At 42.0% G+C, this 24,645-nt stretch carries 22 protein-coding genes; 17 read left to right on the top strand and 5 right to left on the bottom strand.

All coding sequences use genetic code 11. From position 1 onward, the window contains the following. The first annotated feature begins 33 nt into the window (after positions 1-33). The 15 genes from rffA (at position 34) to IQQ51_RS26420 (ending at position 16,959) form a co-directional block, all read left to right on the top strand. A complete protein-coding gene (rffA, locus tag IQQ51_RS26350; RefSeq protein ID WP_193842538.1) occupies positions 34-1,179 on the top strand; it encodes a dTDP-4-amino-4,6-dideoxygalactose transaminase in 1,146 nt (381 codons plus the stop codon). Continuing rightward, the gene (locus IQQ51_RS26355) at positions 1,176-2,303 is read left to right on the top strand and encodes a hypothetical protein (RefSeq protein ID WP_193842539.1); all 1,128 of its coding nucleotides are present in this window, start codon (positions 1,176-1,178) and stop codon (positions 2,301-2,303) included. Before rffA ends, IQQ51_RS26355 begins: the two co-directional genes overlap by 4 nt. Before the next feature lie 60 nt (positions 2,304-2,363). Continuing rightward, complete coding sequence (locus tag IQQ51_RS26360) at positions 2,364-3,554, top strand: UDP-N-acetylglucosamine 4,6-dehydratase (protein ID WP_193842540.1); 1,191 nt, start codon at positions 2,364-2,366, stop codon at positions 3,552-3,554. Positions 3,555-3,562: 8 nt separating this feature from the next. Then, entirely contained in the window at positions 3,563-4,720 is a 1,158-nt protein-coding gene (locus IQQ51_RS26365) for a LegC family aminotransferase (protein WP_171328780.1), read from the top strand. Then, on the top strand, positions 4,720-5,886 hold the full coding sequence (gene neuC, locus IQQ51_RS26370) for a UDP-N-acetylglucosamine 2-epimerase (protein WP_193842541.1): 1,167 nt from the start codon (positions 4,720-4,722) through the stop codon (positions 5,884-5,886). The genes IQQ51_RS26365 and neuC overlap by 1 nt, the downstream gene beginning before the upstream one ends. Before the next feature lie 48 nt (positions 5,887-5,934). Then, a complete protein-coding gene (neuB, locus tag IQQ51_RS26375) occupies positions 5,935-7,008 on the top strand; it encodes an N-acetylneuraminate synthase (RefSeq protein WP_193842542.1) in 1,074 nt (357 codons plus the stop codon). Continuing rightward, the gene (locus tag IQQ51_RS26380) at positions 7,001-7,654 is read left to right on the top strand and encodes an acetyltransferase (RefSeq protein ID WP_193842543.1); all 654 of its coding nucleotides are present in this window, start codon (positions 7,001-7,003) and stop codon (positions 7,652-7,654) included. The genes neuB and IQQ51_RS26380 overlap by 8 nt, the downstream gene beginning before the upstream one ends. 47 nt (positions 7,655-7,701) lie before the next feature. Further along, a complete protein-coding gene (locus IQQ51_RS26385; RefSeq protein WP_193842544.1) occupies positions 7,702-8,763 on the top strand; it encodes a nucleotidyltransferase family protein in 1,062 nt (353 codons plus the stop codon). After that, positions 8,764-9,462, top strand: a complete 699-nt coding sequence (locus IQQ51_RS26390; protein ID WP_193842545.1) for a cytidylyltransferase domain-containing protein — start codon at positions 8,764-8,766, stop codon at positions 9,460-9,462. Between the two features lie 160 nt (positions 9,463-9,622). Then, entirely contained in the window at positions 9,623-9,853 is a 231-nt protein-coding gene (locus IQQ51_RS26395) for an acyl carrier protein (protein WP_228013282.1), read from the top strand. Positions 9,854-9,859: 6 nt separating this feature from the next. Beyond that, on the top strand, positions 9,860-11,281 hold the full coding sequence (locus tag IQQ51_RS26400) for an AMP-binding protein (protein WP_193842546.1): 1,422 nt from the start codon (positions 9,860-9,862) through the stop codon (positions 11,279-11,281). A gap of 9 nt (positions 11,282-11,290) precedes the next feature. Further along, positions 11,291-12,415 (top strand): iron-containing alcohol dehydrogenase, encoded by a 1,125-nt coding sequence (locus IQQ51_RS26405; RefSeq protein WP_193842547.1) that lies wholly within the window; start codon positions 11,291-11,293, stop codon positions 12,413-12,415. Further along, positions 12,406-14,883, top strand: a complete 2,478-nt coding sequence (locus tag IQQ51_RS26410) for an acyl-CoA reductase (RefSeq protein ID WP_193842548.1) — start codon at positions 12,406-12,408, stop codon at positions 14,881-14,883. Before IQQ51_RS26405 ends, IQQ51_RS26410 begins: the two co-directional genes overlap by 10 nt. Before the next feature lie 47 nt (positions 14,884-14,930). Continuing rightward, positions 14,931-15,971 (top strand): hypothetical protein, encoded by a 1,041-nt coding sequence (locus tag IQQ51_RS26415; RefSeq protein ID WP_193842549.1) that lies wholly within the window; start codon positions 14,931-14,933, stop codon positions 15,969-15,971. 13 nt (positions 15,972-15,984) lie between these two features. Continuing rightward, the gene (locus tag IQQ51_RS26420) at positions 15,985-16,959 is read left to right on the top strand and encodes a polysaccharide deacetylase family protein (protein ID WP_193842550.1); all 975 of its coding nucleotides are present in this window, start codon (positions 15,985-15,987) and stop codon (positions 16,957-16,959) included. A gap of 14 nt (positions 16,960-16,973) precedes the next feature. Here the strand turns inward: IQQ51_RS26420 and IQQ51_RS26425 are convergent, their stop codons facing one another. From IQQ51_RS26425 to rfaD, 5 genes are all read right to left on the bottom strand, one after another. Beyond that, positions 16,974-17,957, bottom strand: coding sequence for a polysialyltransferase family glycosyltransferase (locus IQQ51_RS26425; RefSeq protein WP_193842551.1), 984 nt, complete (start codon positions 17,955-17,957; stop codon positions 16,974-16,976). A gap of 15 nt (positions 17,958-17,972) precedes the next feature. Next, entirely contained in the window at positions 17,973-19,238 is a 1,266-nt protein-coding gene (waaA, locus tag IQQ51_RS26430) for a lipid IV(A) 3-deoxy-D-manno-octulosonic acid transferase (protein ID WP_193842552.1), read from the bottom strand. Then, positions 19,232-20,290 (bottom strand): lipopolysaccharide heptosyltransferase II, encoded by a 1,059-nt coding sequence (waaF, locus tag IQQ51_RS26435; protein ID WP_193842553.1) that lies wholly within the window; start codon positions 20,288-20,290, stop codon positions 19,232-19,234. The genes waaA and waaF overlap by 7 nt, the downstream gene beginning before the upstream one ends. Then, complete coding sequence (gene lpxM, locus IQQ51_RS26440) at positions 20,290-21,276, bottom strand: lauroyl-Kdo(2)-lipid IV(A) myristoyltransferase (protein ID WP_193842566.1); 987 nt, start codon at positions 21,274-21,276, stop codon at positions 20,290-20,292. Before lpxM ends, waaF begins: the two co-directional genes overlap by 1 nt. Before the next feature lie 89 nt (positions 21,277-21,365). Beyond that, positions 21,366-22,307, bottom strand: a complete 942-nt coding sequence (gene rfaD, locus IQQ51_RS26445) for an ADP-glyceromanno-heptose 6-epimerase (RefSeq protein ID WP_193842554.1) — start codon at positions 22,305-22,307, stop codon at positions 21,366-21,368. Between the two features lie 152 nt (positions 22,308-22,459). Here rfaD and IQQ51_RS26450 point away from each other — a divergent pair, with 152 nt between their 5' ends. Continuing rightward, the gene (locus IQQ51_RS26450) at positions 22,460-23,623 is read left to right on the top strand and encodes a nucleotide sugar dehydrogenase (protein WP_193842555.1); all 1,164 of its coding nucleotides are present in this window, start codon (positions 22,460-22,462) and stop codon (positions 23,621-23,623) included. A 124-nt stretch (positions 23,624-23,747) separates the two neighbouring features. Next, a complete protein-coding gene (locus tag IQQ51_RS26455) occupies positions 23,748-24,386 on the top strand; it encodes a TetR/AcrR family transcriptional regulator (protein ID WP_193842556.1) in 639 nt (212 codons plus the stop codon). Positions 24,387-24,645 lie beyond the last annotated feature (259 nt).

Raw genomic sequence — 24,645 nt, forward strand, 5'->3', positions numbered from 1 at the left:
AAAAAATAAACACCCATTATGAGTAGTATAATTATGATCCCTTTTAATAAGCCCCCTGTGACTGGTCAAGAGATTCAATATATACAAGAAGCTTTATCAGGAAGTAAGTTGTCAGGAGACGGTTACTTCGCAAAAAAATGCGAGCAGTGGTTTGTTGAAAAAACCGGTTGTGTAAAGTCTCTCTTAACGCCTTCATGTACTCATGCTCTAGAACTTGCTGCACTTCTCATTGATGTTCAGCTTGGTGATGAGATCATCATGCCAAGCTATACCTTTGTGAGCACTGCCAATGCATTTGCTCTACGTGGTGCAAAAATTGTATTTGTCGATATTCGCCCGGATACAATGAATATTGATGAAAACCTTATCGAGCAAGCCATTACGTCAAGAACTAAAGCGATTGTACCTGTTCATTACGCGGGTGTAGCGTGTGAAATGGATACGATCATGGCAATCGCAGACAAGCATTCACTCTATGTGATCGAAGATGCTGCCCAAGGTGTGATGTCCACTTACAAAGGAAGATCGCTAGGCTCGATTGGTCATTTAGCTGCGTATAGTTTTCATGAAACTAAAAACTATACCAGTGGGGGTGAAGGCGGTTTACTGCTTATTAATGATGAAAAGTTGGTAGAACGAGCAGAAATAATTCGTGAAAAAGGCACAAATAGAAGTCAGTTCTTTCGAGGTATGGTTGATAAATACACGTGGGTTGATATTGGGAGTAGCTTACTACCAAGTGAAATTCAATCGGCTTATCTTTGGGGGCAGCTTACATTAGCTGATGAAATAAACCAAAAACGTTTGTCAGTCTGGAATAATTACTATAAAGCTTTGCAGCCTTTGGCAAGTTCTGGGGTCATCGAATTACCTCTGATTCCAGCAGATTGTGTACACAATGCACATATGTTTTATATTAAGTTAAACGATTTAACTCAGCGTGAAACGTTAATTAATGAGCTCAGCCGTCACGGTATAATGGCAGTCTTTCATTATATACCGTTACATTCATCACCAGCAGGGGTAAAACTTGGAAGGTTTGATGGTCAAGATCAGTTCACAACCCAGGAAAGTGAGAGATTGCTGCGCTTACCACTGTTTTATTCTTTGACAGATGAAGAGCAGACAATGGTCTATCAAGAAATCATTAACGTCCTATCGGAGTCAAAAAAGCAATGATGTTTAAAGACCAGAACGTATTTTTTATTACTAAGAGCGACCGCTTTTTTTATCTTTATGCTGACGCTCTAATTAATAAGGCCAACATCGCACCTGAGTGCATTAAAGTTGTAGTTTTTGACTGTGTGGATAATGGAAGTATCGATAAAGTTCCGGGTGTTGATTACCTCAACTATGATGAGAACACCTTAAGCTCGCTTGACGAGGCTCGAACCATTACGTTCATGTCTTTAAACCAAGTCAATTCAACGATGGTAAGAAACGTCATTGATTACTCGGCAGCCCTTCTGAAAAAAACTTATATATTTCTTACAGATGACGAAATTGACCGTTGGCATCGTAGTATCGATAAACACGGTAAAATTGTACCATCGAAGAAGTTGGCGATTGCGCAAAATGATATATATGTCTCTGAGCGTATTATTAACTTTATTGGTCATGAAAAGACGTTTTATGAGCGCATTACCAGCGCCCTACAGAGAGCAGATATCGAGTTTGTCAATGCAGGTGTAATTTTTGATACTCTGCCGACATCTATAACGCAGTCTTTGGAGAAGACTATTGTAGAGGGTAATAAATGGATTACTAAAGAGAAGCGAGTGCTTGTTGGAACAAAGCAAAAGAGCATAAGCTTTTCTGAGATAAAGGCCTTGTTGAGTGAATTTTGTAATCAAAATGAAGCTGAAAATTATAAGTTCACAATTTTTTGGCATAAGAAGAACAGGAAGCAGCGGATCTTGTTAGATATTTTTATCTCCTATCTACGTCACATTAAACGACAAACTCTCGATGTTTCATATGTTACTGCTATTTCTCCCGTAGCCTATACTTCTCTGATAATGTCGTGTTCTCATCTAATCTTGCAACGAAGAGGTGGTGCTAGTACCGCTCGACAATATATAAAGTGGGGGCAAGGAACGCTGTGTACCTCTACGGGCTCACCGAATGATTTTGGTTTTAAAGAAGCTCTAGGGTTAGATATCATTAGTTACTCATCGACAAAAGAACTGGTGACTTCAATCGTTGAAAACCGAAATAACGTAGAAGAAAATGCGTTGAATATGACACGAGAAGAAGCGCGATCGATTGCTGAGTTACAACAAGTCTATGCTACGAGCATCTAATCTTTTACCTAAAGGTCGGTTAGTTTAAAATCAATTCTTAACCTATAAAAGTCACATAATATGAACTCAATTCTACGTCTCATCGGTCGTACCGATGCTTTGTTTACTCAGGACATTGGTCAGCATGAAGCTGAGCTATCTCGTATTGTTTCTGAATCCCGTTTCCTTGTACTTGGTGGCGCAGGCTCCATTGGCCAAGCGGTTACTAAAGAGATCTTTAAACGCAACCCTAATAAATTACATGTTGTTGATATCAGTGAAAATAACATGGTGGAGGTGGTTCGAGATATTCGTAGCTCTTTTGGTTACATCGATGGTGACTTTCAAACTTTTGCTCTTGATATTGGTTCAATTGAGTACGATGCGTTCATCAAAGCAGACGGTCAATATGACTATGTATTGAACCTATCGGCACTTAAGCATGTACGTAGTGAAAAAGATCCATACACACTAATGCGCATGATTGATGTGAATGTGTTTAATACTGACAAGACCATTCAACAGTCTATCGATGCAGGTGTGAAGAAGTACTTTTGCGTATCGACAGATAAAGCGGCAAATCCAGTGAATATGATGGGAGCATCAAAGCGTATTATGGAGATGTTCCTAATGCGTAAAAGTGAAGAGATGGCTATCTCGACAGCACGTTTTGCTAACGTGGCATTCTCTGATGGTTCCCTATTACACGGCTTTAACCAACGCCTATTGAAAAACCAACCTATCGTGGCGCCAAATGACATTAAACGCTACTTCGTCACGCCTCAAGAGTCTGGTGAGTTATGCTTAATGTCGTGTATTTTTGGTGAAAACAGAGACATCTTCTTCCCTAAACTTAGTGAAGCGCTTCACTTAATCTCATTTGCAGATATTGCTGTGAAGTACCTTGAGCAACGCGGTTACGAACCTCATCTTTGTAAAAGCGAAGATGAAGCCCGTGAGTTGGCGAAAACACTTCCATCACAAGGCAAGTGGCCTTGTTTGTTTACGTCTAGTGACACTACTGGTGAGAAAGACTTTGAAGAGTTTTTTACCGATAAAGAAACACTCGATATGGAGCGTTTTGCAAACCTAGGCATTATTAAAAACGACCCTTTGTATCAGCAAGAGTTACTGAATTTATTTGAAAGTACAATTGGTCAAATGAAATCAGATCGAGAGTGGAGTAAAGAACAAATCGTCGAGCTATTCTTTACTATGATTCCTGACTTTGGACACAAAGAAACAGGCAAATATCTAGACAGTAAAATGTAGGAGAGAGCATGAAACCTGCATCATTAGTTGAATTTGTTCGTGATACTTACCAAACCAATGAGTTTGTTCCTTTGCATGCGCCAACATTCAATGGCAACGAGAAAGCTTACGTCACAGAAACCATTGAGAGTACGTTTGTCTCAAGTGTTGGTAAATTTGTGGATGAATTTGAATCGAAGATTGAAGCTTACACCGGAAGTGCTAAGGCGGTAGCTGCTGTCAATGGCACCGCAGCTCTACATGCAGCACTCTATATGGCGGGCGTACAACGCGGTGATTTGGTTGTTACACAAGCTTTGACCTTCGTTGCGACTTGCAATGCCCTGTATCACATGGGTGCAGAGCCAATTTTTGTTGATATATCTCCGGTAAACTTAGGCTTGTGCCCTAAAGCGGTTGACCACTATCTAACACAACACGCTGAGTTGACTGAAAAAGGTTGTATCCATAGACAAACAAGACAACGCATTCGCGCTGTGGTTCCGATGCATACTTTCGGCCACCCTGTCGAACTCGATGAGCTAGTCGCCGTATGTTTAAAGTGGCAACTGGTCTTAGTGGAAGATGCAGCAGAAAGTTTGGGCTCTTTCTATAAAGGCCAACATACAGGTACATTCGGTGATTATGCTGCGATCAGCTTTAATGGCAATAAAGTTATTACAACCGGTGGCGGTGGTATGGTTTTGTGTAAAACTCAAGAGCAGGGTGCTCGTACTAAGCACGTGACCACGACAGCTAAGGTCCCACACCCTTTTGAGTTTTATCATGATGAGCCTGGCTTCAATTATCGAATGCCAAATTTGAATGCCGCATTGGGTTGTGCACAAATGGAAGTGCTCGAATCATACCTAGCTCAGAAGCGCCAATTGGCTGAACAATACCAACATTTTTTCTCCGGTTCAGAATTTACATTCGTGACAGAGCCAGAATACGCGACATCGAATTATTGGCTGAATGCGATTATTTGCCCAGACACAGCATCACGAGCACAAATTTTGGAAGAAACCAACTCTGCGGGTGTCATGACGCGTCCTATTTGGCAGTTGATGCATCGTCTTCCTATGTTCGAGAACGCATTGCGTGGTGACTTGACGCAGTCTGAGTTTATTGAAGCGCATTTGATCAACATTCCGAGCACACCCATTCAACTGTCTAAAGGCGCTTAATGGAAAACAAGATTCAGAAAGTAGCGGTTTTTACCGGAACAAGAGCAGAGTATGGTCTGCTCTTTTGGCTTTTGAAAGATATTCAAAGTGATCCCGATTTAACACTGCAGCTTCTCGTTTCGGGGATGCACCTTTCGCCGGAGTTTGGGGAGACCTATCAGCAGATAGAAAAAGATGGATTTAAGATTGATGAAAAAATTGAAATCCTGCTTTCGTCTGATTCTGCCGTAGGTACAGCTAAAAGTATGGGCCTTGGTGTCCTTGGATTTTCGGACTCTTTAGCACGTCTACAGCCTGATGTATTGGTTATACTTGGCGATCGCTTTGAGGCATTAGCCGCTGCTCAAACGGCGATGATTTTGCGTATTCCTATTGTTCACTTGCATGGTGGTGAAATTACAGAAGGCGCATACGATGATGCGATTCGTCATGCAATTACCAAACTGAGCTACCTGCATGGTACGTCGACAGACGAATATCGTCAGCGCGTGATTCAATTGGGTGAGGCACCTGAGCGAGTAAAAAATGTCGGTGCAATAGGCCTTGACCACCTTAAACGTGCTGACTTCATGTCATTGGGCGAGTTGGGGGAATCTCTCAACTTTTCTTTGACTAAACCGTTTTTCTTGGTGACTTATCATCCAGTGACACTCGGCAATGAAGCACCTGAAGAGACATTCCAAGCCTTATTGGATGCTTTAAACTGTTTCCCAGAACATCAAGTTATCCTCACTTACCCAAATGCTGATGATGGTGGTCGCCGCATTATCCCAATGCTGGAAGCTTACGCCGTGAGCCAACCTGATCGCGTATTAGCAATTCCTTCGCTTGGGCAAGTGCGTTACCTCAGCGCAGTTAAATATGCAGCGGCTGTGATTGGCAACTCTTCTAGCGGTATTATTGAAGTACCGGCATTTGATGTCCCCACTGTTAATATTGGATCTCGCCAGAAAGGTCGCTTGGCAGCAAAAAGCGTGCTGCATTGTGAGGCGAACAGTGCTGACATTGAGCGAGCTATCAGATCTGCGAATGAACGTGAGTATAAGGAAGCTGCGGAAGAGATAGAGAATCCGTACGGACAAGGAAGCACCAGTGAAAAAGTGATCGAGATGATCAAAACTCTGGATTTCAATCCATGCAAAACCTTCTACGATTTACCGAACTGAGAGCTATACATTTAGCTTTTAGTAACAAATAACGAAAGAGAGAGCGGTATGACTCTGATTATTGCCGAAGCCGGCGTAAACCATAATGGTGATGAAAAACTGGCATTTGAGCTTGTTGATGCAGCCTATCAAGCGGGTGCTGATATTGTAAAGTTTCAGACGTTTAAGGCAAAAAACCTTGTAACTGAAGAAGCGAAACAGGCGGAATATCAGGTTACCAACACGCAGAAACAAGAGTCGCAATTAGCTATGCTTAGTCGCTTAGAGCTCTCTTATGATGCTCACCATCAATTGGTTAAGCATTGTGAGCAGCTCGGTATTGAGTTTTTATCAACCGCTTTTGATTCAGAAAGCTTAGATTTTTTAGTGAACGATCTAGGGTTAACTCGCTTGAAGTTGCCTTCTGGTGAACTTACTAATGCCCCTCTCGTACTAGAACATGCTCGAACTGGGTGTGATTTGATTGTCTCCACTGGTATGGCGACACTATCGGAAATCGAAATCGCGCTGGGTGTGATTGCATTTGGTTACACTGCTGATGACAACGCCATACCTTCTGTGCAGGCCTTCCAGGAAGCTTATGCTTCTGATAAAGGTCAACAAGCGCTTAAGAGTAAGGTCACAATCTTGCACTGTACGACTGAATACCCAGCACCAATGGAAGAGATTAACCTTAAAGCCATGGACACTTTAGGTCGTGCGTTTGACCTGCCTGCCGGTTATTCAGATCACAGTCAAGGTATTACGATTCCTATTGCAGCTGTCGCTCGCGGTGCGGTGTTGATTGAAAAGCACTTTACGCTAGATAACAACATGGAAGGACCGGATCACAAAGCTTCTCTTGAACCTCAAGACTTAACGGCCATGGTCAGCGCAATTCGACAGGTCGAGTTGGCATTAGGAAGTAGCGTAAAAACACCGACGGTATCAGAAGTGAAAAATAAAGCGGTCGCAAGGAAAAGTCTGGTCGCTGCGTGTGATATTACCGAAGGTGAGGAGTTTTCGTCAGAAAATATCACCATTAAGAGACCGGGTCATGGCATGTCACCTTATCGCTATTGGGATATGCTTGAACGTTCTTCTTCTAAAGCTTATCAAGCCGGAGATCTGATCTTTGAATAATGCTGCTTCTATGTTGCCTATTGTGCTCATTGGAGGGGGAGGACATGCGAGCGTGCTTACAGACATATTGCTTCGCCAAGGGCGTGAGATAGTTGCGGTGATTTGTCCTGATGATATATCACAACGAAAAGTTTTCTCTGGGATTAAGCAGTTTCTCAAAGATAGTGACGTAGAACAGTTTTCTCCCAATGACGTTAGACTAGTGTTGGGTATTGGTGCTATGCCTAAATCTAACTTGCGGGAAAAGATAGCGAGCTATTTCATTGAATTAGGCTATCGATTTGAAAATGTCATTGCTGAAACTGCATTTGTCTCTGAATATGCAACTATAGAAAATGGTGTTCAAATTATGGAAGGAGCTGTTATACAAACAGGTGCGTCCATAGGGCAACATAGCATTATCAATACGAGTGTACTTGTAGAGCACGACTGCCAGGTTGGCGCATACAACCACCTTGCTCCGAAAGCGACCTTATGTGGCCAAGTAGAAACACTGCATGGTTGTTATATAGGAGCGAATGCGACTGTGATACAGGGTATCACTTTAGGTGCGCTCTCAATTGTGGGAGCGGGCGCTGTTTTAACGAAACCCCTACCATCGCAAAGCATATGTTATCCTTTTAGAAGCATAATCAAGCCATATTAGCTTGCTGTAAATTACCAAGCATTCAAGAAATTAAAATTAGGTGTGCCATGAGTCATTGTTGGAATAACGTGCTAATTAAACCAGACAACACAATCCGAGACGCGTTAGAAATCATTAATAACGAAGCGTTGCGAGTGGTGCTGGTTGTTGATCAAGAACAGATGTTACTTGGTGTGGTGACAGACGGCGATATTCGACGAGGTTTATTGAATAATTTGCCACTCACAGATCCGGTATCTGAGGTAATGAATACTCAGCCAACAACGGCGCTGGCAACGACATCTCGAGAAGAGCTGATTGCACTGATGGAAAACCTCGACATTTTGTCGGTTCCATTACTTGACGTAAATGGCAAAGTTATCGGGCTAGAGACTCTGCATGGTGCACTTCATCAGCCTAAATATCAGAACCCAGTGTTTATTATGGCTGGTGGATTTGGAACGCGTCTTAAACCGCTTACCGATACGTGTCCAAAACCCATGCTGCATATTGGGAATAAGCCAATTTTAGAAACTGTTGTCCGCAGTTTTATTAAAGCAGGTTTTGTTAACTTTTACATTTCGACTCACTACATGCCAGAGCAAATTCAGCAACATTTTGGTGATGGCTCTGAGTTAGGGATCAATATTACTTATGTGTATGAGGAGTCTCCTTTAGGCACGGGCGGTGCACTTGGTTTGTTGCCAGATAGTCTCCCTAAAGACCTTCCGTTGATTATGATGAATGGTGATGTCTTGACGAAAGTGGATTTTCAACGACTGTTAGAATTTCACACAGAGAACCAAGCTGACGCGACAATGTGTGTTCGTGAGTATGATTATCAGATTCCTTATGGGGTAATTAATGGTAAAGGCAATAAAATCACCAGTATGGATGAAAAGCCAATTCAACGATTCTTTGTGAATGCTGGTATTTATGTGGTGTCACCTGAAGTTATTGCTTCGGTGCCTGAAAATTATCGAGTTGATATGCCGACGCTGCTTGAAGAGCATATGAATGAGCGGGATAACATTTTAATGTTTCCTATTCATGAATATTGGCTAGACATTGGTCGCATGGATGACTTTAATCGTGCGCAAGCAGATATTCATACACTAGGGCTGGATTAAATGATTGACGGTAAAAAAGTGATGGCTATTATTCCTGCAAGGGGGGGGAGTAAAAGGCTACCTAGGAAAAACATGCTTCCATTGGGCGAGAAGCCCTTAATAGGATGGTCGATTCAAGCGGGTCTTAAAAGTAAGTATGTTGATCAAGTCTTTATCAGTACCGATGACCAGGATATTGCTGATATTGCAAAGCATCTAGGTGTTGATGTACCTGAGCTTCGTCCGAAAAATTTATCTACAGATACAGCTACAACACAAGATGTACTGTTTTATACGATAGACAGGTTTGGGGGAGATTGTGAGATTGTGATCTTACTTCAACCTACATCACCGTTTAGAAACCACAAGCATATCGATGAAGCTCTTGAACTTTTTGAAAAGAAAAACGCGTTTTCAATCGTATCAGTGACTCCGTGTGAACACCCTCCACAATGGTCTAATACTTTGCCAGTGGACGGTTCGATGAATAACTTTATTAGGACAGAAGACGGAATCAGGTCGCAAGATCTGGACAGTTGGTTTCGTTTAAATGGTGCGCTCTATGTCTATGATACTAAGGAGCTTATCTCTTCAAGAGATATGTCTTATAGAAGTGATACTTTTGCCTATGTAATGGCGAATGAGCACTCAATTGATATTGATAATCAGATTGATTTTGATATGGCCGAATTTTTCCTTAACAAGTATCAATTCAGCTAACAATAAGTGAGTTTGATATCGAGTTAGAATTGTGCCCGAATGACAATTTTTTACTGGTTTCTAATGAGTCAGTAACTCTTCGTAACATGTCGCTATCAGCTCAACCTAATGTTAAAATTAAGCCTTAATTGCACCTATATCCCAAATAGAGATTTCTATAATGAATACTAAAGAGTCAGTAAAAGAACTTATTGCTAAAGTCCTAAACGTATCAGTTAACGCGGTTGATGATGAGTTAGCGGTTGGCGATATTCCTGAGTGGGATTCTCTTGCTCACATGCGCATCATTGCCGCGTTAGAGTCAGATCTAGGCGTAGTGTTAGATATCGAGCAGACTTTAGATATCGAAGATGTAGAAGACATTGTCGACGCTGTTTTAAACAACGAGTAACGCTTTATGTCGGTAGTCGAAACAATACTAGCTCACGCAGCATCTCGTCCTCAGCATGTCGCTCTCTATGAGAAAGACACGGCTGTTACTTACATGCAACTCGCTGAGACTATCAAGTGCACGGCTTCTAAATTAATGAAGGAAGTCGAACCCGGAGATGCTGTAGTTGTGACGGCATCTAACAGCTACGCTTTTGTAGCTGTGTATTTTGCGATCCATTATATTGGTGCAAAAGTGGTTAACTTGGCTGCCGATGCAGACGAAAGTTACAAGCAATTTATCAATAAAAAGGTTAATCCGAGTCTATCGATTGAAGACTGTCAAACCTACATGGCGGATATTCATCCTTTAGAGGCCGGCAAAGAAGTTACCAGTAACATTTCTCATGGTATCGCCGACCTCATGTTTACGAGCGGGACAACAGGCGAGCCCAAAGGTGTCGCTTTGAGTCATGAACAGTTGTTGACAGCTACTCAGCATATTGTTGGTGAAGTAGGCAACACACCAGAAGATGTTGAGCTTCTATTAATGCCTCTTAGCCACTCTTTTGGTATGGGGCGCATGCGAACCACTCTTTTTGTTGGTGGTACGTTGGTATTAGGTTATCCGCTGCAGCGTTTGAAAAGTGTTTTTAAGGCAATTGAGAGTCATAAGGTAACAGGGCTCGGACTGGTCCCATCCGGTTGGGCATTTATTACAACAATGTCTAAAGACCGCATCAGTAAATATGCTCCTCAACTAAACTATATAGAGTTTGGAAGTGCGCGTTTGTCTCCTGAGGATAAAGCACTGTTAATGCAATGGTTCCCATCAACTCATATTGTTATGCACTATGGTTTGACGGAAGTGTCTCGCGCAGTATTTACTCATTTCCATACTGATAATTTAGAAGCTGTAGGCCATGCCTCTCGAGGCGCTGAATTTGCTATTCTTAATGAAGATGGACAACATCTACCAGAAGGTGAGATCGGTGAAATAGCATTTAAAGCACCATGGATGCTAACAGAGTACTACCAGAATCATGACTTGACGTCTGCAGCGTTTTCGAACGGCTACTTCCGAACGGGTGATTTGGGTAAATATGAAGGCGAATATTTGTTTTTAACTGGGCGACTTAAAGAGATCATCAATGTAGGCGGCAAGAAGGTAAGCCCTTACCAAATTGAAGAAGTGCTGAATTCTGATGATGGTGTAATAGAGTCCGCTTGCGTTCCATGTGCAGACGTAAGCATGGGAGAAGTTGTTCAAGCGTTCATCGTTGTTGGGCCTTCCATGATTGATGACATTCATACATTAGAATCCCGACTAAGAGAAATTGTTGCACAGCGACTTCCTGTTCATATGCGCCCTGAAAAGTACCAAGTCATTGATGAGTTACCAAAAACATCCACAGGTAAAATTCAACGTCAACACCTGACTAAAATGTAAGAGAACTTCATGTTAAAACTTCGATTTCCTTTGCCCGTATTTCGTAATGCTAATGAAATTGCGAACGGAAAGAATGCAAGAATGGCACTCAAAGGCCTCGTGGCTAATCGTGTCGCACTAATAATCAGCCCCTCATTTCGTAAGTCAAAGTTTTTTGAACAAGTTGTTCGCTTAGTGAACGCGACAAGTGTTCGTGTGATTGAAAAATCTTGGAAAGGTGAACCGACGGTTGATGAACTTTCAGGTGTGGTTGGTGAGCTTGAGTCATTCCAACCGGATTATATTGTCGCACTTGGTGGCGGTTCTATAATAGATGGTGCTAAGCTAGCGTGGCTGCTTTATGAATGCCCAACGATCGACCCAGATGTCTTATTCCGACCATTTGCAATACCGCCACTGCGTGGACGTGCAAAGTTTGCAGCGATTCCTACCACGGTAGGGGCCGGGTCCGAAGTGTCATCGGCAGCTGTCATGTTAGATAGTGCGACTCAAAGTAAAAAAGCAGTTGTTACACACGACTTCCTTCCTGACTTAGTGATCCTAGACCCTGACCTTGTCTCTGAGGTTCCATTAAGTATTTTAAGAACCACTGTCGCCGATGCGCTCTCACATGCGATTGAGGGCTATGTGTCTAAAATCCCTCACCCATTAATGGAGACATTTGCGGAACAAGCCGTATCGATTGTTTATCGTTATCAGTCACAGCTGGATCAAGATGAGTGGCATGTCGATATGATCTCAGAATTACAGCACGCTGCAATGCTTGCTGGTTGGGTTCAGAACCACTGTGTTGTTGGCCTTTCACATGCTATCGCCCACCAGTTAGGGCATTTCAATGTTGGGCATGGACTAGCAAATGGGCTACTGATGCCAGCCATTATTGAGTTCAATTCTCAAGACCAGGCTGTTGCGCAGAAATATGAACAATTAATTAAGAATGCTGGTTTACCGAGTAAACAGGCTCTTCTTGACCTGTTTGAGGGTTTAACCTCGGGGCAAGGCGTTTCTTTGAATTTATCGGATGAGCAACTAGACAGCATTGCAAAAAACGCATTACTGGATCCTGCTGCTGCAACAAACCCAGTCGCTTTCGCTGAAGATGACGTTAAAGAGATAGTAAAGAAATGTCTATAAAAAATGAAAGCCTAACGAGCGTATTAGATGCCCGCCCTTTCGAGTTATCTGAAGCTCAAAAGCAACCCCTATTTAAACAGAACTTGCTTGAAGAGCTAGTACATCACTATAACAGTAATGAGATGTACCGTAAGTTCTGCGTGAAAAATGGGTTCAACCCAATGCAGTTCAGTGGAAGCTTGGAAGACATACCAGCGATCCCCGTACATATTTTTAAAGCTCTTGGTCATAAATTAGCGTCGGTTAGTGAAACGGCTATCAAGACTAAGCTTCAATCTTCGGCGACAAGTGGGGTACCAAGTACCGTTCTTCTTGATAAGGTTACGGCTCGCCGTCAAACCAGAGCAATGGCTCGCGTGATGCAAGAGGTTTTAGGACCGAAAAGGCGCCCGTTTTGTATCATGGATATCGATCCAACGAGCCCAAATGCAAGCAACTTAGGCGCTCGTATTGCAGCCGTTAAAGGCTATTTGAACTTTGCATCATCTTCTCATTACTTTATTGATGCCTCTAGCCCTTCAGCTCCCTTAGAGTTTTTAGAACAGCAGTTTGTTGAGCATTTAAATGGGTTAGAAAGTGAAGAGCCGCTTGTCATTTTCGGTTTTACTTTCGTTCTGTACCATACGGTTTTCAAGAGCCTGAAAGAGAAAGGGGTGTCCTTTAAACTTCCGGCTGGCTCTCAAGTCATCCATATTGGTGGTTGGAAGAAACTGGAATCTGAGAAGGTTGATAAGAAAACATTCAACCAAGACATCGCACACGTGTTGGGTATCTCCCCCGATAATGTCATTGATATTTACGGTTTTACAGAGCAAATGGGGTTGAATTACCCAGACTGCAAAGCGGGCTGGAAGCATGTACATGCTTACTCTGACGTGATTATTCGAGATGAAGCTGAGCTATCACCTTGTCCAAATGGTGTGGTGGGCTTATTGGAGTTTGTTAGCCCGCTGCAGCACTCTTACCCAGGTAACGTTGTTTTGACCGATGATCTTGGTGTTGTCGAAGATTCTGTGTGTAAGTGTGGTCAGGTCGGAAAGCGATTTAAGGTGATTGGTCGAGCTAAAAAAGCAGAAGTCCGTGGTTGTGGCGATGTGATGTCTGAAAAAGTCACTAAAAAGACAGCGTCTAAGCAATCTTTAGAGCAACCTGAGCACATGGTGGTGTATCACTCTCCAGTCGATTTGGATGAGTCTGATTCACCTTCTGAGCAGTTGAGTACTATTCTTTCACACCTTAAGTTGAAGCAAAAGTGGTTAGCGAAACAGCCCGCAGAAGCCATACTCGGTCTTTTCGATACCGCGCGTCAGACTTGGGCTGAGAATCCAGGATTAGACCCTTATCGTCATACTGGTCTTAATTTCTTAGCGGATTGGTGTGAACCGAATCGTCTACGCAGTTTACTTGATTCAGCGCTGCATGGGCAGCGAGGCTTCCTCGACAACTTTATGCCTCGCAAAGACATTAGTCACAGTTCACTTAAAGCTATGCCAAGGGGCATTGTTTCTCACTGGTTATCCGGTAATGTGCCGCTGCTTGGTATGTTTGCATTAGTTCAGAGTATATTGAGTAAAAATGCGAATATCCTTAAGGTGTCGGCAGATGAATCTCAAGCGCTTCCTGTGTTGCTAAGTACTTTTAAAGGCATTAGTTACACCACTCCTGGTGGGTATACCATTCATGGTGATGACTTGTTAGAAACACTGGCTGTTGTGTACTTTGACCGTCATCAAACAAAGATAGCAGAATGTTTTTCTGCGAATGCTGATGTGCGTATTGCTTGGGGTGGTCGAGAAGCAATAGAAGCGGTAAGTGCTTTACCGAAAAAATACAACAGTCAAGATATCCTTTTTGGGCCTAAGTTGTCGATGATGGTGATTGGTAATGAAGCTCTAGACTCAGAAAAAGCCATTCGAAAATTAGTAAGACGATCAGCAACGGACTCAAGTGTGTTTGATCAGTTTGCATGTGCTTCGCCTCACACTATTTTTGTTGAAAAAGGTGGTGAGATATCACCGAAAGAGTTTGCAGAAAAGTTATCGGCAGCAATGGACAAGGCTCTTGTTCGTTTACCAACACAAGTACCAGATATTGGGCAGGCAAATAAGATACGCTCAAAAATTGCTGAATACGGTTTTATAGGTGAATCTTGGAATGATCGTCATCTGCGTTGGACTGTATTGTTTGACGAAGGCACTGATTTGGTTGAACCAACATATCAGCGAGTGATTACCGTTAAAGCCGTGGATAATGTATTTGACGTTATCGGTAGCGTGCATGAGGATATTCAAACGATTGGCTTAGCGATGCATGGCGAAAAAAAGCTCCAATTTGCTAATGAGATCTTAATGCAGGGTGCGATGAGATGCCCAGATGTTGGATACATGACGCATTTTGATTCACCATGGGATGGGTTGTTTGCGTTAGATCGCCTAGTTCGTTGGGTATCACTTGGTGGTCCTATTTAATTAAAATGAAAGCACTTTAAGTGCTTTCGTTGTTTTGGAAGTTTGAAATGGCTAGATTTACATTTGAAGTTTGTAAGCAAGACCAGGTTACTGATCTGGTTAAGTATATTGATGAGCATTGGGCTAAGAATCACATCCTCGTAACCTCTCGAGAGTTGTTAGATTGGCAGCATAAAAATGTTGACACGGGCGACTACAATTTTGTTATGGCTAGACATAACAAAAGTGGTGAGATATGTGGTCTGCTCGGTTTTATTCCGACGTCTCACTTTTCGGTTGAGCTCGAGTCGGAGAAAGAAGTTTGGTTAGCCATTTGGAAAGTCAATGAAGGGCCCAAATACATCGGCTTGGGTTTAGGGCTTCTCAACTTCTTAAAGCGTGAATTCTCTGTTAAAAATATTTGTTCTATTGGTATTAGTCCGATAGTGTATCCAATGTATCAGACGCTTGGGTATGTTGTAGGGAAAATGAATCATATGGTATTGCTCAACAATACTATCTCTGAGTATAAAATTGCAAAGGTTCCAACATTACCATTTAAAGTTCCTACTAAAAAAAATAGTTATTATCGTGTAGAAGAAATAGATGAATCTCAAATCAGTTCATTGTTATCTGATCCTTCTCTATACGACAATAAAACAAAGAAAGATGGTAATTATTTTGCAGCGCGATTCTTATTACATCCGAAATTTAGATATCGATTCATTGGTGTTTATAGTGGAACAAAGCTAGAAGCATTTTTAGTTGTTCGTGTAGTTGAACATGATTCATCAACAGTTTTACGCGTAGTTGATGTCCAAGGAAAGCACACAATAATAAGCCAAGTTACGGCGGAACTTCATGATTTGATTGTCAATGAAGGACATGAGTATTTAGATCTCATGCAACATGGAATGGATGTCGATAGTCTGACAGATGCTGGTTTTATGTTAGTAGATCCCGAAGGTGAGTTGATCATCCCTGATTATTTTCAGCCGTTTGTTCAGAAAAATATTCCAATGCACTTCGCTCGATATAGTCAAGAGAAAGAAGCGTCTTTTGTTCTATTTAAGGGTGATTCTGATCAAGACCGCCCAAATAGAATGTGAGGTTCAAAAATAAATGTTTCAACCATTAACTGTTGTTATGTATCACTATGTGCGTCGCATAGAGCACTCAAGATATGAAGGTATTAAAGGTTTAGAAGTTGACCTTTTTATTGAGCAATTAGAGTTTTTCGCTAAACACTATCATGTTGTAACAATGGAGCAAGTTTTCGCAGCAAAATATGATAACCAACCGCTGCCCGATAAGGCTTTGCTACTCACGTTTGACGATGGTTATGCGGAACATTTCACTTATGTTTACCCGATTTTGAAAAGAATGGGATTACAAGGTTCTTTTTATGTTCCTGCAAAAACAGTCCTTGAGCATAAAGTACTAGACGTAAACAAAATTCATTTTATCCTTGCTTCAGCACCAGATGTACAGCTCTTGGTAGAATCTCTACGTAAGGAAATAGCTTCTTACCAAGCTGAGTATAATTTAAAGTCATTTGAAGTGTATTATTCTGAGTTTGCGGTTGCGAATCGGTTCGACTGTAAAGAGGTGATTTTTGTAAAAAGAATGCTACAGCATGTCTTACCAGAGACACTACGAAATACTATATCTGATAAACTGTTTTCTGAATATGTTGGTATGAACGAAGAAGCTTTTTGTCGTGAACTTTATATGGATAAGTATCAACTAGAGCAGTTAGTTCGTGATGGTATGCATGTTGGTTGTCACGGATATGACCATTATTGGTGGAATAAACTGGAAGCTAAAGCTTTGAAACGAGAGCTTGTTCGGTCAAAAGAATTTTTAGTTTCGATCGGTTGCGATATGGAAAAGTGGACAGCATGTTATCCATATGGTTCTTCCAGTGAAGATGTGGTTAAGGAACTAGAGCTACAAGGGTGCGGATTTGCATTCACGACGGAGACTAATGTTGCTCAATTATCCAATGATCACTCACTACTTTTACCTCGTCTGGATACCAATGACTTACCGAAAGACAAACAAGCTTCTGTAAATCATTGGTATAAAAAAGCTTAGGTAACTAGGCGTGTTTAAACGTTAAACCGTTGAGCGCGCTTTTCAAAATGATTATCTAAGAATGTAATCATTTCATTTCCAACATGAGTTTCATATTTGTGTGTTGCAATAGGTATTTCTTTGTAAAGTAGAGACAGCGTATACAGTGCTGTTGATGTAACGCCCATAATTGATGAGATCTTTATTTTTTGATTGGCTAACTCGAGCTCAATAGGTGACTTGCTGTGATGATAAGTTAGGTTTGGAAGTTCTATAACAGCATTGGTGACTTCGGCAGATTCGGTTCTATGGGGAAAGTAGATTATTGGTAAACTTTCCTCAGAAACCACTTTTTTTAGTCTTTCGATATACGTTTTGAGGCTTGGTTGATTCTTATCACCAATAGCGCCCTCTCCGATAAAAGCTATCGGTGCTTTTGGGTCATAGCAATTTGAAGCCCCTATATTTTTTCTAATAGACTTGAGCGTATTGAGTGTTAGAGGACACACTGGATTCTCAATATCGAAAATAGAGAACATCTCGAAGTTTTCAGCATAAGGTATCGTACCAATTTTTTTGCACCCCTGAAGCTGAATCAAGAAATCTTGTAGAAAGCGTGATCGGCTAAATGTTCTTTTGTCTTTAATATATTTGAAGTATTCGTATAGATTCCCCATTCCGTCATCAATGAATACCAGCTTTTTTGCGGGCAGATTTCTTTGGAACATACGAGTACGCCAAGATGTATATTCAGAGAAAAAGAAATGCTCAATCGATTCTCCATTTGTTAGCTTTTTCACTTCTTTAAGAATACGTGGGATAACAAAAGTACGATTTGAGCGACCAACTTCAATGATATGATCCCATTTATTTTCGTCATACAGTTGAGCTAGGTGCTGTTTACCTGTTTCGGTGTCTTGCTGAACTAACACCAAGAGATTGTTGTTGGTTTGATAAGCATCTCTAGCTTCATTTGCACAGATATATTGGAATGGGGATGTAACGAGAAATACGTTCATAAAAGACCTTGTTCATTAACCTAATTCAGAATATTGAATTGAACGCTCCAAAGAGCCTTTGTTTCTTTGAAAAACAGAGTGGGCTTGGTTAGCCATGTTAGTGGCATAATGCTCATCTTCGAGTAATTGGATGACCTTGGATCCCAACATATTACCTTCACAAATCAATATGCCTCTTGAAGCTAACAACCTTTCAGTAATCTCTTTGAAATTAAAATAACTCGGGCCATTGATGATCGGAACATCCAGAGCTGCGGGCTCTAACACATTATGCCCACCCACTTTATCACCCACTAAGCTTCCGCCCATAAAGCAGATATTGGCAGCCCCAATTAGTATCAACATTTCACCCATCGTATCGCCAAGATAAACTTGGGCCGATGCTGTTACTTCTGTTCGGCTTGTACGCCTAACTGCTTCAAAGCCTAGCTTTTGACATAGCTCAAATACATCATCAAATCGCTCTGGGTGGCGAGGAACTATAATAAGAAGTGCATTTGGGTGTGCCTCTAGAACCTTCTGATGGGCATCCAACACCTGTTCATCTTCACCCTTATGAGTGCTGGCCGCTATCCATACAGGACGGGTTGTACCAAGCTCAGCCCTGAGTGCTTTGCCTTTTGCTCTTACTTCGTCTGAAATTTGAATATCAAACTTAATCGATCCTGTGACCGTTAGTTTATTGTTATCTACGCCTAAACGCTTAAAACGAGCAGCGTCAGATTCAGTTTGGCAAAGTATTTTGGTTAGACAGGGGTGCAGCAAATTAAATAGCGGTTGAACCTTGGCATAGTTGTTACATGACTTTTCTGATAGACGAGCATTAACGACGGTAATTGGAATTCTTGCGTTATGGACCACGTTAAGCGTATTTGGCCAAAGCTCGGTTTCGATAATCAGCATCTGTGTTGGTTTTATCGCTTTTAGGAAACCTTTAACAGCAAAGCTAAAGTCGATAGGCATGTAACGGTGTTCAACAAGATCGCCGAGCTTTTCGATTTGCTCAGCCCCGGTACTTGTGGTTGTGGTGACCAAAATGGGTTGATTAGGGGCTTGTTTCTTTAGTTCTTTAATCAGAGGTACAGCGGCAATGCTTTCACCAACAGAGACCGCATGAATCCAGATGGGAGATAGGTCACTGACTAACTTTGGAGTGAAACCAAAATGCTCTTTCCAGCGAGCACCAAACTTAGGCTTATTGGGTTTATTTTTATATAAGCCAAATAGCAAGATTGGTGCTGCTAGTGTTAGCACAGCTGTATAAAGAATGCGGATTAGCATGCGCTGACCGAAATGGCTTCCAGTTTTTGAATGCTATCGAGCACTTGCTTAGGAGATAGCTCAGTAAGGCATTTCAGGTGCTTGAATTCACACTCGCGCTTGAAACAAGGGCGGCAATCGATGTCAGTATGAACGATTTCGACTTTCTCAGCTAACGGCGGGGTGTATTTAGGTGATGTTGAACCATATACCGCAACGACATTACAACCGACTGCAGCAGCGACGTGCATTAAACCGGAATCGTTGGCAACCACGGTGTCGCACGCACCCAGTAAATCAACAGCTTCAATTAAGCTTGTTTGGCCAGCTAAAACATGAATACGATGTTGCAGCTCTTTAGGTACTAATGCTCTGATGTTGTTACAAGTTTCCAAGTCTTTTTGAGAGCCAAATAGCCATATTTGTTTGCCCGCTTGGCTCATGTTGGTAGCAACCTCTGCGTAGTGCTCTTCCGGCCATTTTTTGGCTGGGCCGAACTCAGCACCTGGACATAAGCCAATAATTGAGCTGTCATTCTCTAGGTTAAACTTGGCAATGGTTGCTGTTTGTTCCGTTTCATTAATGAATAATTGAGGGTGAGGAAGAGTATCTAGGCCACCCAATGATGAAGAGTCAATCATCTCTTTTTCGGTGTAGGCTAGGGCAACATAGCGCTCAACCATGAATTGAAATGACTTCATATTTGGGCGCAGGTCGTTTAATAGGCCATAGCGCATCTCACCTTTCCAACCTGTGCGCAGTGGGATATTGGCAAACCAAGGGATAAGGGCGGACTTAGCAGACTTCGGTAAAATATAGGCGTGGTCATATTGGTTTGCGCGCAAAGATTTACCTATCTCTCGACGACCCAATAAATTAAATGCACCATGGCCAATAGGCATCTCAATTGCTTGGTGTATTTCTGGCATACGTTCAAGGATTGGTTTACACCACCCAGGAGCAATCACATCTATCTGGCTTTCAGGGTGAAGCTTCTTCAATACAATATAGAGTGATTGAGACATAACCATGTCGCCAACCCATGAAGGGCCAATAATTAGAATCTTTTCCATTACTTAATGCGCCAGTCTGTTTGGTATCTTGGTTTGAAGATGTTGTAGTAGTTATTACCATCTTCTTGTGAATGCAGCAGTTGTAGCACCCACATGTATTGTTCAGGCTTATTTTTCACAAAGTACTCAATGGCTTGATTGCTTGTTCTTGCATCTTGCTCTTCACCTTTATCGAGTTCAAATGCAGGCAAAATTTCGATATCAAATGAGCCATCTTCTGTGTTCATCGAAGCGAAAAGAGGAAGAACTTTAGCTTTGGATAATTTTGCAATCTTACCTAAGCCAGGTAAGGTCGCTTTTCTTGTTGCGAAAAAGTCGACGAAGACGCTGTGCTCAGGGCCGTGGTCTTGGTCAGGTAAGTAGTACCCGATGTAACCATCGCGAATCGATTTCAGGAATGGTTTAATGCCACCTGAACGTTCATAAACACGCCCACCATACTGGACTCGCTGTTTATGCATAAGCCAATCCGATACGTCATTCTTTTGCTTTTTCGCCATAGCGGAAACGGGCATGTTCATTGATGCAAGAAGTATCGCTGGAACATCGATAGCCCAAGAGTGAGGTACCATCAAAATGACGTTCTCGTTAGCCTCAATATGACCTTTGAGAATGTCTAAGCCCTTTATTCTACAATGCTTTTTTAGCCAAGGTGCGGGCTTTAAACTCAACAGACCAAAGCGGATGAAAAACAGTGAAGCGGTAAAGAGTGTCTTTTCAATTAATACTTCACGTTCTTCAAATGTTTTTTCGGGAAAACAAAGTTCGAAATTCACTCTGCTGCGATGAGCGGGACCTTTGTGGGATTTGGCGAGTTTGACTGCAATTGTTTTGGCCAACCACTTTTGAGCTTTTAGAGGCAGTAGGGCAAGCGGAATACCTACAATCACGCCCAACCAAGTTCCCCAAAACTTAGGCGCTAGGAAGCTTCGGTTGAATGTCGGATTATAAGCTTTTGGATCAAAATCGTTTCTTTGGGTCATAATCACTACTACAGCAGTTCATTGTCTGAACCGCTGCTATTATTGAATATCAAAGTTATATGAAGCATTAAAGCTATACTGAGTATTAAAGCTTATTTGTTTTGAAGTGCCATATACTCTGCAACGCCTTGCGCTACGGTTTTAAATACCACATCACAGCCAGCTGCTCGAAGCTTTGTAAGATCAGCTTGAGTAAATTCTTGGTAAGCGCCTTTCAAATGCTCAGGGAAAGGAATCGTTTCGATTTCACCTTTACCGTGATGCTTGATGACTGCCTTGGCAACTTCTTGAAAAGACTCAGCATTGCCGGTGCCTAGGTTAAAGATGCCAGAAACACCATTTTCTAAGAACCATAGGTTTACTGCTGCAACATCACCGACATACACAAAATCACGTTGGAATGTTTCGCTACCTGCGAACAGTTTAGGGTTCTCTCCGGCATTCATTTGGTTGTTTAGATGGAAGGCCACAGAAGCCATGCTGCCTTTGTGATCTTCACGTGGACCGTAAACATTGAAGTAACGGAAACCAGTAATTTGAGGTAACGTCTCGTTATGCGCTGCAGCATCTGCGGTTAGGCGACGAACGTAGTTATCAAACTGCTGTTTTGAGTAGCCGTATACGTTCAATGCGCCTTCGTACTCTTTCTCTTCGATAAAAGTCTCTGTCTCACCGTAAGTCGCAGCAGAAGAGGCATATAGGAATGGAATTTCACGCTCAACACAGTAATGCAGTAACTCTTTTGAGTACTCATAATTGTTGAGCATCATGTACTTGCCATCCCACTCCGTGGTAGCAGAGCACGCACCTTCATGGAAAATAGCTTCAATAGGGCCGAAATCATCGCCAGCCATAACTTGAGTTAGGAAGTCGTCGCGATCCATGTAGTCAGTGATGTCTAGGTCTACAAGGTTCTTGAACTTTTTACCGTTCTTGAGGTTGTCGACAACTAGAATATCGTTGTGGCCTGCGTCATTGAGTGCTTTCACAATATTGCTGCCGATCATGCCAGCACCACCAGTTACGATAATCATATTTTCCCTACTCTTTTGAATATAAAACTACCGCGAGTATAGCAAGGAATGGCAAAGACGGGCTAGTGGAATAATTCCTTAAGCGGAGTATGATATGAGCAGATTAGTATTAAATAAGTGCGCAGTAAGCACTCGAAATTATAGGTATTATCATGAAAATTGCAGTTGCGGGTACCGGTTATGTAGGTTTATCCAATGCGATGTTGTTGGCGCAGAATCATGATGTTGTTGCTGTTGATATCGTTGAAGAAAAGGTATCGATGTTGAACAACAAACAATCGCCAATTATGGATGTAGAGATTGAAGAGTTTTTGGCTAATCGTGCTTTGAGTTTTCAAGCCACAACCGATAAGCAAGCGTATCAAGATGCAGATTTCGTTATCATCGCTACGCCAACCGACTATGATCCTAAAACGAACTACTTTAATACCAGTTCTGTAGAGTCGGTGATTCGTGACGTAATGATGGTTAACCCGAGTGCCGTCATGGTGATCAAATCAACGGTCCCTGTTGGTTATACTGAGCGTGTTAAGCAAGAACTGAACTGTGAAAACGTTATGTTCTCACCTGAGTTTTTACGCGAAGGCAAAGCCCTGTACGATAACCTACACCCATCACGTATTATCGTTGGTGAGTGTTCTGAACGCGCTAAAGTGTTTGCGAATCTGCTGGTTGAAGGCGCAGAAAAAGAGAATATCGACGTGCTATTTACTAACTCCACAGAAGCGGAAGCAGTAAAACTATTCTCAAATACCTACCTAGCGATGCGTGTTTCTTACTTCAATGAACTTGACTCTTATGCAGAAGCTCACGGTTTGGATTCTCGTCAGATCATTGAAGGTGTTGGTTTAGACCCTCGAATTGGCAATCACTATAACAACCCTTCATTTGGTTACGGTGGTTACTGCTTACCGAAAGACACCAAACAGCTATTAGCTAACTATCAAGATGTACCTAACAACATTGTAGGTGCTATTGTTGACGCTAACCGCACTCGCAAAGATTTCATCGCGGATTCAATTATCAAACGCTCACCTAAAATTGTAGGTATTTATCGTTTGATCATGAAGGCCGGTTCAGACAACTTCCGCGCTTCTTCGATTCAAGGCATCATGAAGCGTTTGAAAGCCAAAGGTATTGAGGTGGTCGTATTCGAACCTGTGTTAGAAGAAGAGCACTTCTTTAACTCGAAGGTTTATTCTGATCTCGAAGAGTTCAAAGCTGTATCGGATGTGATTGTATCCAACAGAATGGTCGATGAAATATCAGATGTTGCAGATAAGGTATACACACGAGATCTGTTTGGCAGTGATTGATTACAGCGTGATTGATAGAAGGTTAGTTTTAGCGCTTGCTAATTCGACCAGATGTTAACAGCTCGATCTATCCGTTTAGTGGCGATATACTGAGTCACTAAACGGATAGGGATACTAATTACTAATGAAAACACGTGACAAGATTGTTTACGCTGCACTAGAGCTTTTTAATGAGCACGGCGAGCGCAGTATTACGACCAATCATATTGCTGAACATATTGAGATTAGCCCTGGCAACCTCTACTACCACTTCCGCAACAAACAAGAAATTGTCCGTGATATCTTTACTCTCTATTCGACAGAATTACTTGAAAGATTCACACCAATTCAAGGACAGCAAGAAAGCCTGACGCTACTAAAGAGCTACTTAGATTCTATCTTCACGCTGATGTGGAAGTACCGATTCTTCTATGCGAACCTACCTGAAATATTGTCACGTGATGAAAAACTCCATCTTGATTACATGGCTGTACAAGAAAAGCTGCAAACTAATCTTGTCGACATTATGAGAGCCTTTGTTGAGTTGAACTTGCTCAAAGCAACGGATACGGAAATGAAGTCTATGGTCACTTCTCTTCACTTGATCGCATCGGGTTGGTTAGCTTATCAATCGGCGATGTCTCCAAAAGCCCAAATTACTGAGCAAGTGGTACATCAAGGAATGTTGCAGATGATCGCGACCGTTAAACCGATTGCAACAACTCAAGGTTTTGAACAGCTGACATTGCTGGAAGATGGTGTGAAGGCGTTGAACTCAAAGTAGAAAGGTACGAACAAGCTAGATACGGGTAACGAAGATCGGGAAAGAGCAGATTCGAGTAACGGGATACGAGTAAACGAAAAGCAAGGTAGTTCGACGACGAGGCTAGTGTTTTTATGTCACGTTTACTCTAACCTTGTATCGGCTTTTAAGCTCTTCGCATCTCGTTCACTCGCATCCCGTATCTGTTCTTATGCTCTTCGCATCTCGTTCACTCGCATCCCGTATCTGTTCTTATGCTCTTCGCATCTCGGTTACTCGA

This window comes from Vibrio sp. OPT18, assembly GCF_015163615.1.
GTDB classification, from domain to species: Bacteria; Pseudomonadota; Gammaproteobacteria; order Enterobacterales; family Vibrionaceae; genus Vibrio; species Vibrio coralliirubri.

Coding starts and splice junctions, on each gene's coding strand:
- rffA (WP_193842538.1), top strand. CDS start 34: ATGATCCCTTTTAATAAGCCCCCTGTGACTGGTCAAGAGATTCAATAT.
- IQQ51_RS26355 (WP_193842539.1), top strand. CDS start 1,176: ATGATGTTTAAAGACCAGAACGTATTTTTTATTACTAAGAGCGACCGC.
- IQQ51_RS26360 (WP_193842540.1), top strand. CDS start 2,364: ATGAACTCAATTCTACGTCTCATCGGTCGTACCGATGCTTTGTTTACT.
- IQQ51_RS26365 (WP_171328780.1), top strand. CDS start 3,563: ATGAAACCTGCATCATTAGTTGAATTTGTTCGTGATACTTACCAAACC.
- neuC (WP_193842541.1), top strand. CDS start 4,720: ATGGAAAACAAGATTCAGAAAGTAGCGGTTTTTACCGGAACAAGAGCA.
- neuB (WP_193842542.1), top strand. CDS start 5,935: ATGACTCTGATTATTGCCGAAGCCGGCGTAAACCATAATGGTGATGAA.
- IQQ51_RS26385 (WP_193842544.1), top strand. CDS start 7,702: ATGAGTCATTGTTGGAATAACGTGCTAATTAAACCAGACAACACAATC.
- IQQ51_RS26390 (WP_193842545.1), top strand. CDS start 8,764: ATGATTGACGGTAAAAAAGTGATGGCTATTATTCCTGCAAGGGGGGGG.
- IQQ51_RS26395 (WP_228013282.1), top strand. CDS start 9,623: ATGAATACTAAAGAGTCAGTAAAAGAACTTATTGCTAAAGTCCTAAAC.
- IQQ51_RS26400 (WP_193842546.1), top strand. CDS start 9,860: ATGTCGGTAGTCGAAACAATACTAGCTCACGCAGCATCTCGTCCTCAG.
- IQQ51_RS26405 (WP_193842547.1), top strand. CDS start 11,291: ATGTTAAAACTTCGATTTCCTTTGCCCGTATTTCGTAATGCTAATGAA.
- IQQ51_RS26410 (WP_193842548.1), top strand. CDS start 12,406: ATGTCTATAAAAAATGAAAGCCTAACGAGCGTATTAGATGCCCGCCCT.
- IQQ51_RS26415 (WP_193842549.1), top strand. CDS start 14,931: ATGGCTAGATTTACATTTGAAGTTTGTAAGCAAGACCAGGTTACTGAT.
- IQQ51_RS26420 (WP_193842550.1), top strand. CDS start 15,985: ATGTTTCAACCATTAACTGTTGTTATGTATCACTATGTGCGTCGCATA.
- IQQ51_RS26425 (WP_193842551.1), bottom strand. CDS start 17,957: ATGAACGTATTTCTCGTTACATCCCCATTCCAATATATCTGTGCAAAT.
- waaA (WP_193842552.1), bottom strand. CDS start 19,238: ATGCTAATCCGCATTCTTTATACAGCTGTGCTAACACTAGCAGCACCA.
- waaF (WP_193842553.1), bottom strand. CDS start 20,290: ATGGAAAAGATTCTAATTATTGGCCCTTCATGGGTTGGCGACATGGTT.
- rfaD (WP_193842554.1), bottom strand. CDS start 22,307: ATGATTATCGTAACTGGTGGTGCTGGCATGATCGGCAGCAATATTGTG.
- IQQ51_RS26450 (WP_193842555.1), top strand. CDS start 22,460: ATGAAAATTGCAGTTGCGGGTACCGGTTATGTAGGTTTATCCAATGCG.
- IQQ51_RS26455 (WP_193842556.1), top strand. CDS start 23,748: ATGAAAACACGTGACAAGATTGTTTACGCTGCACTAGAGCTTTTTAAT.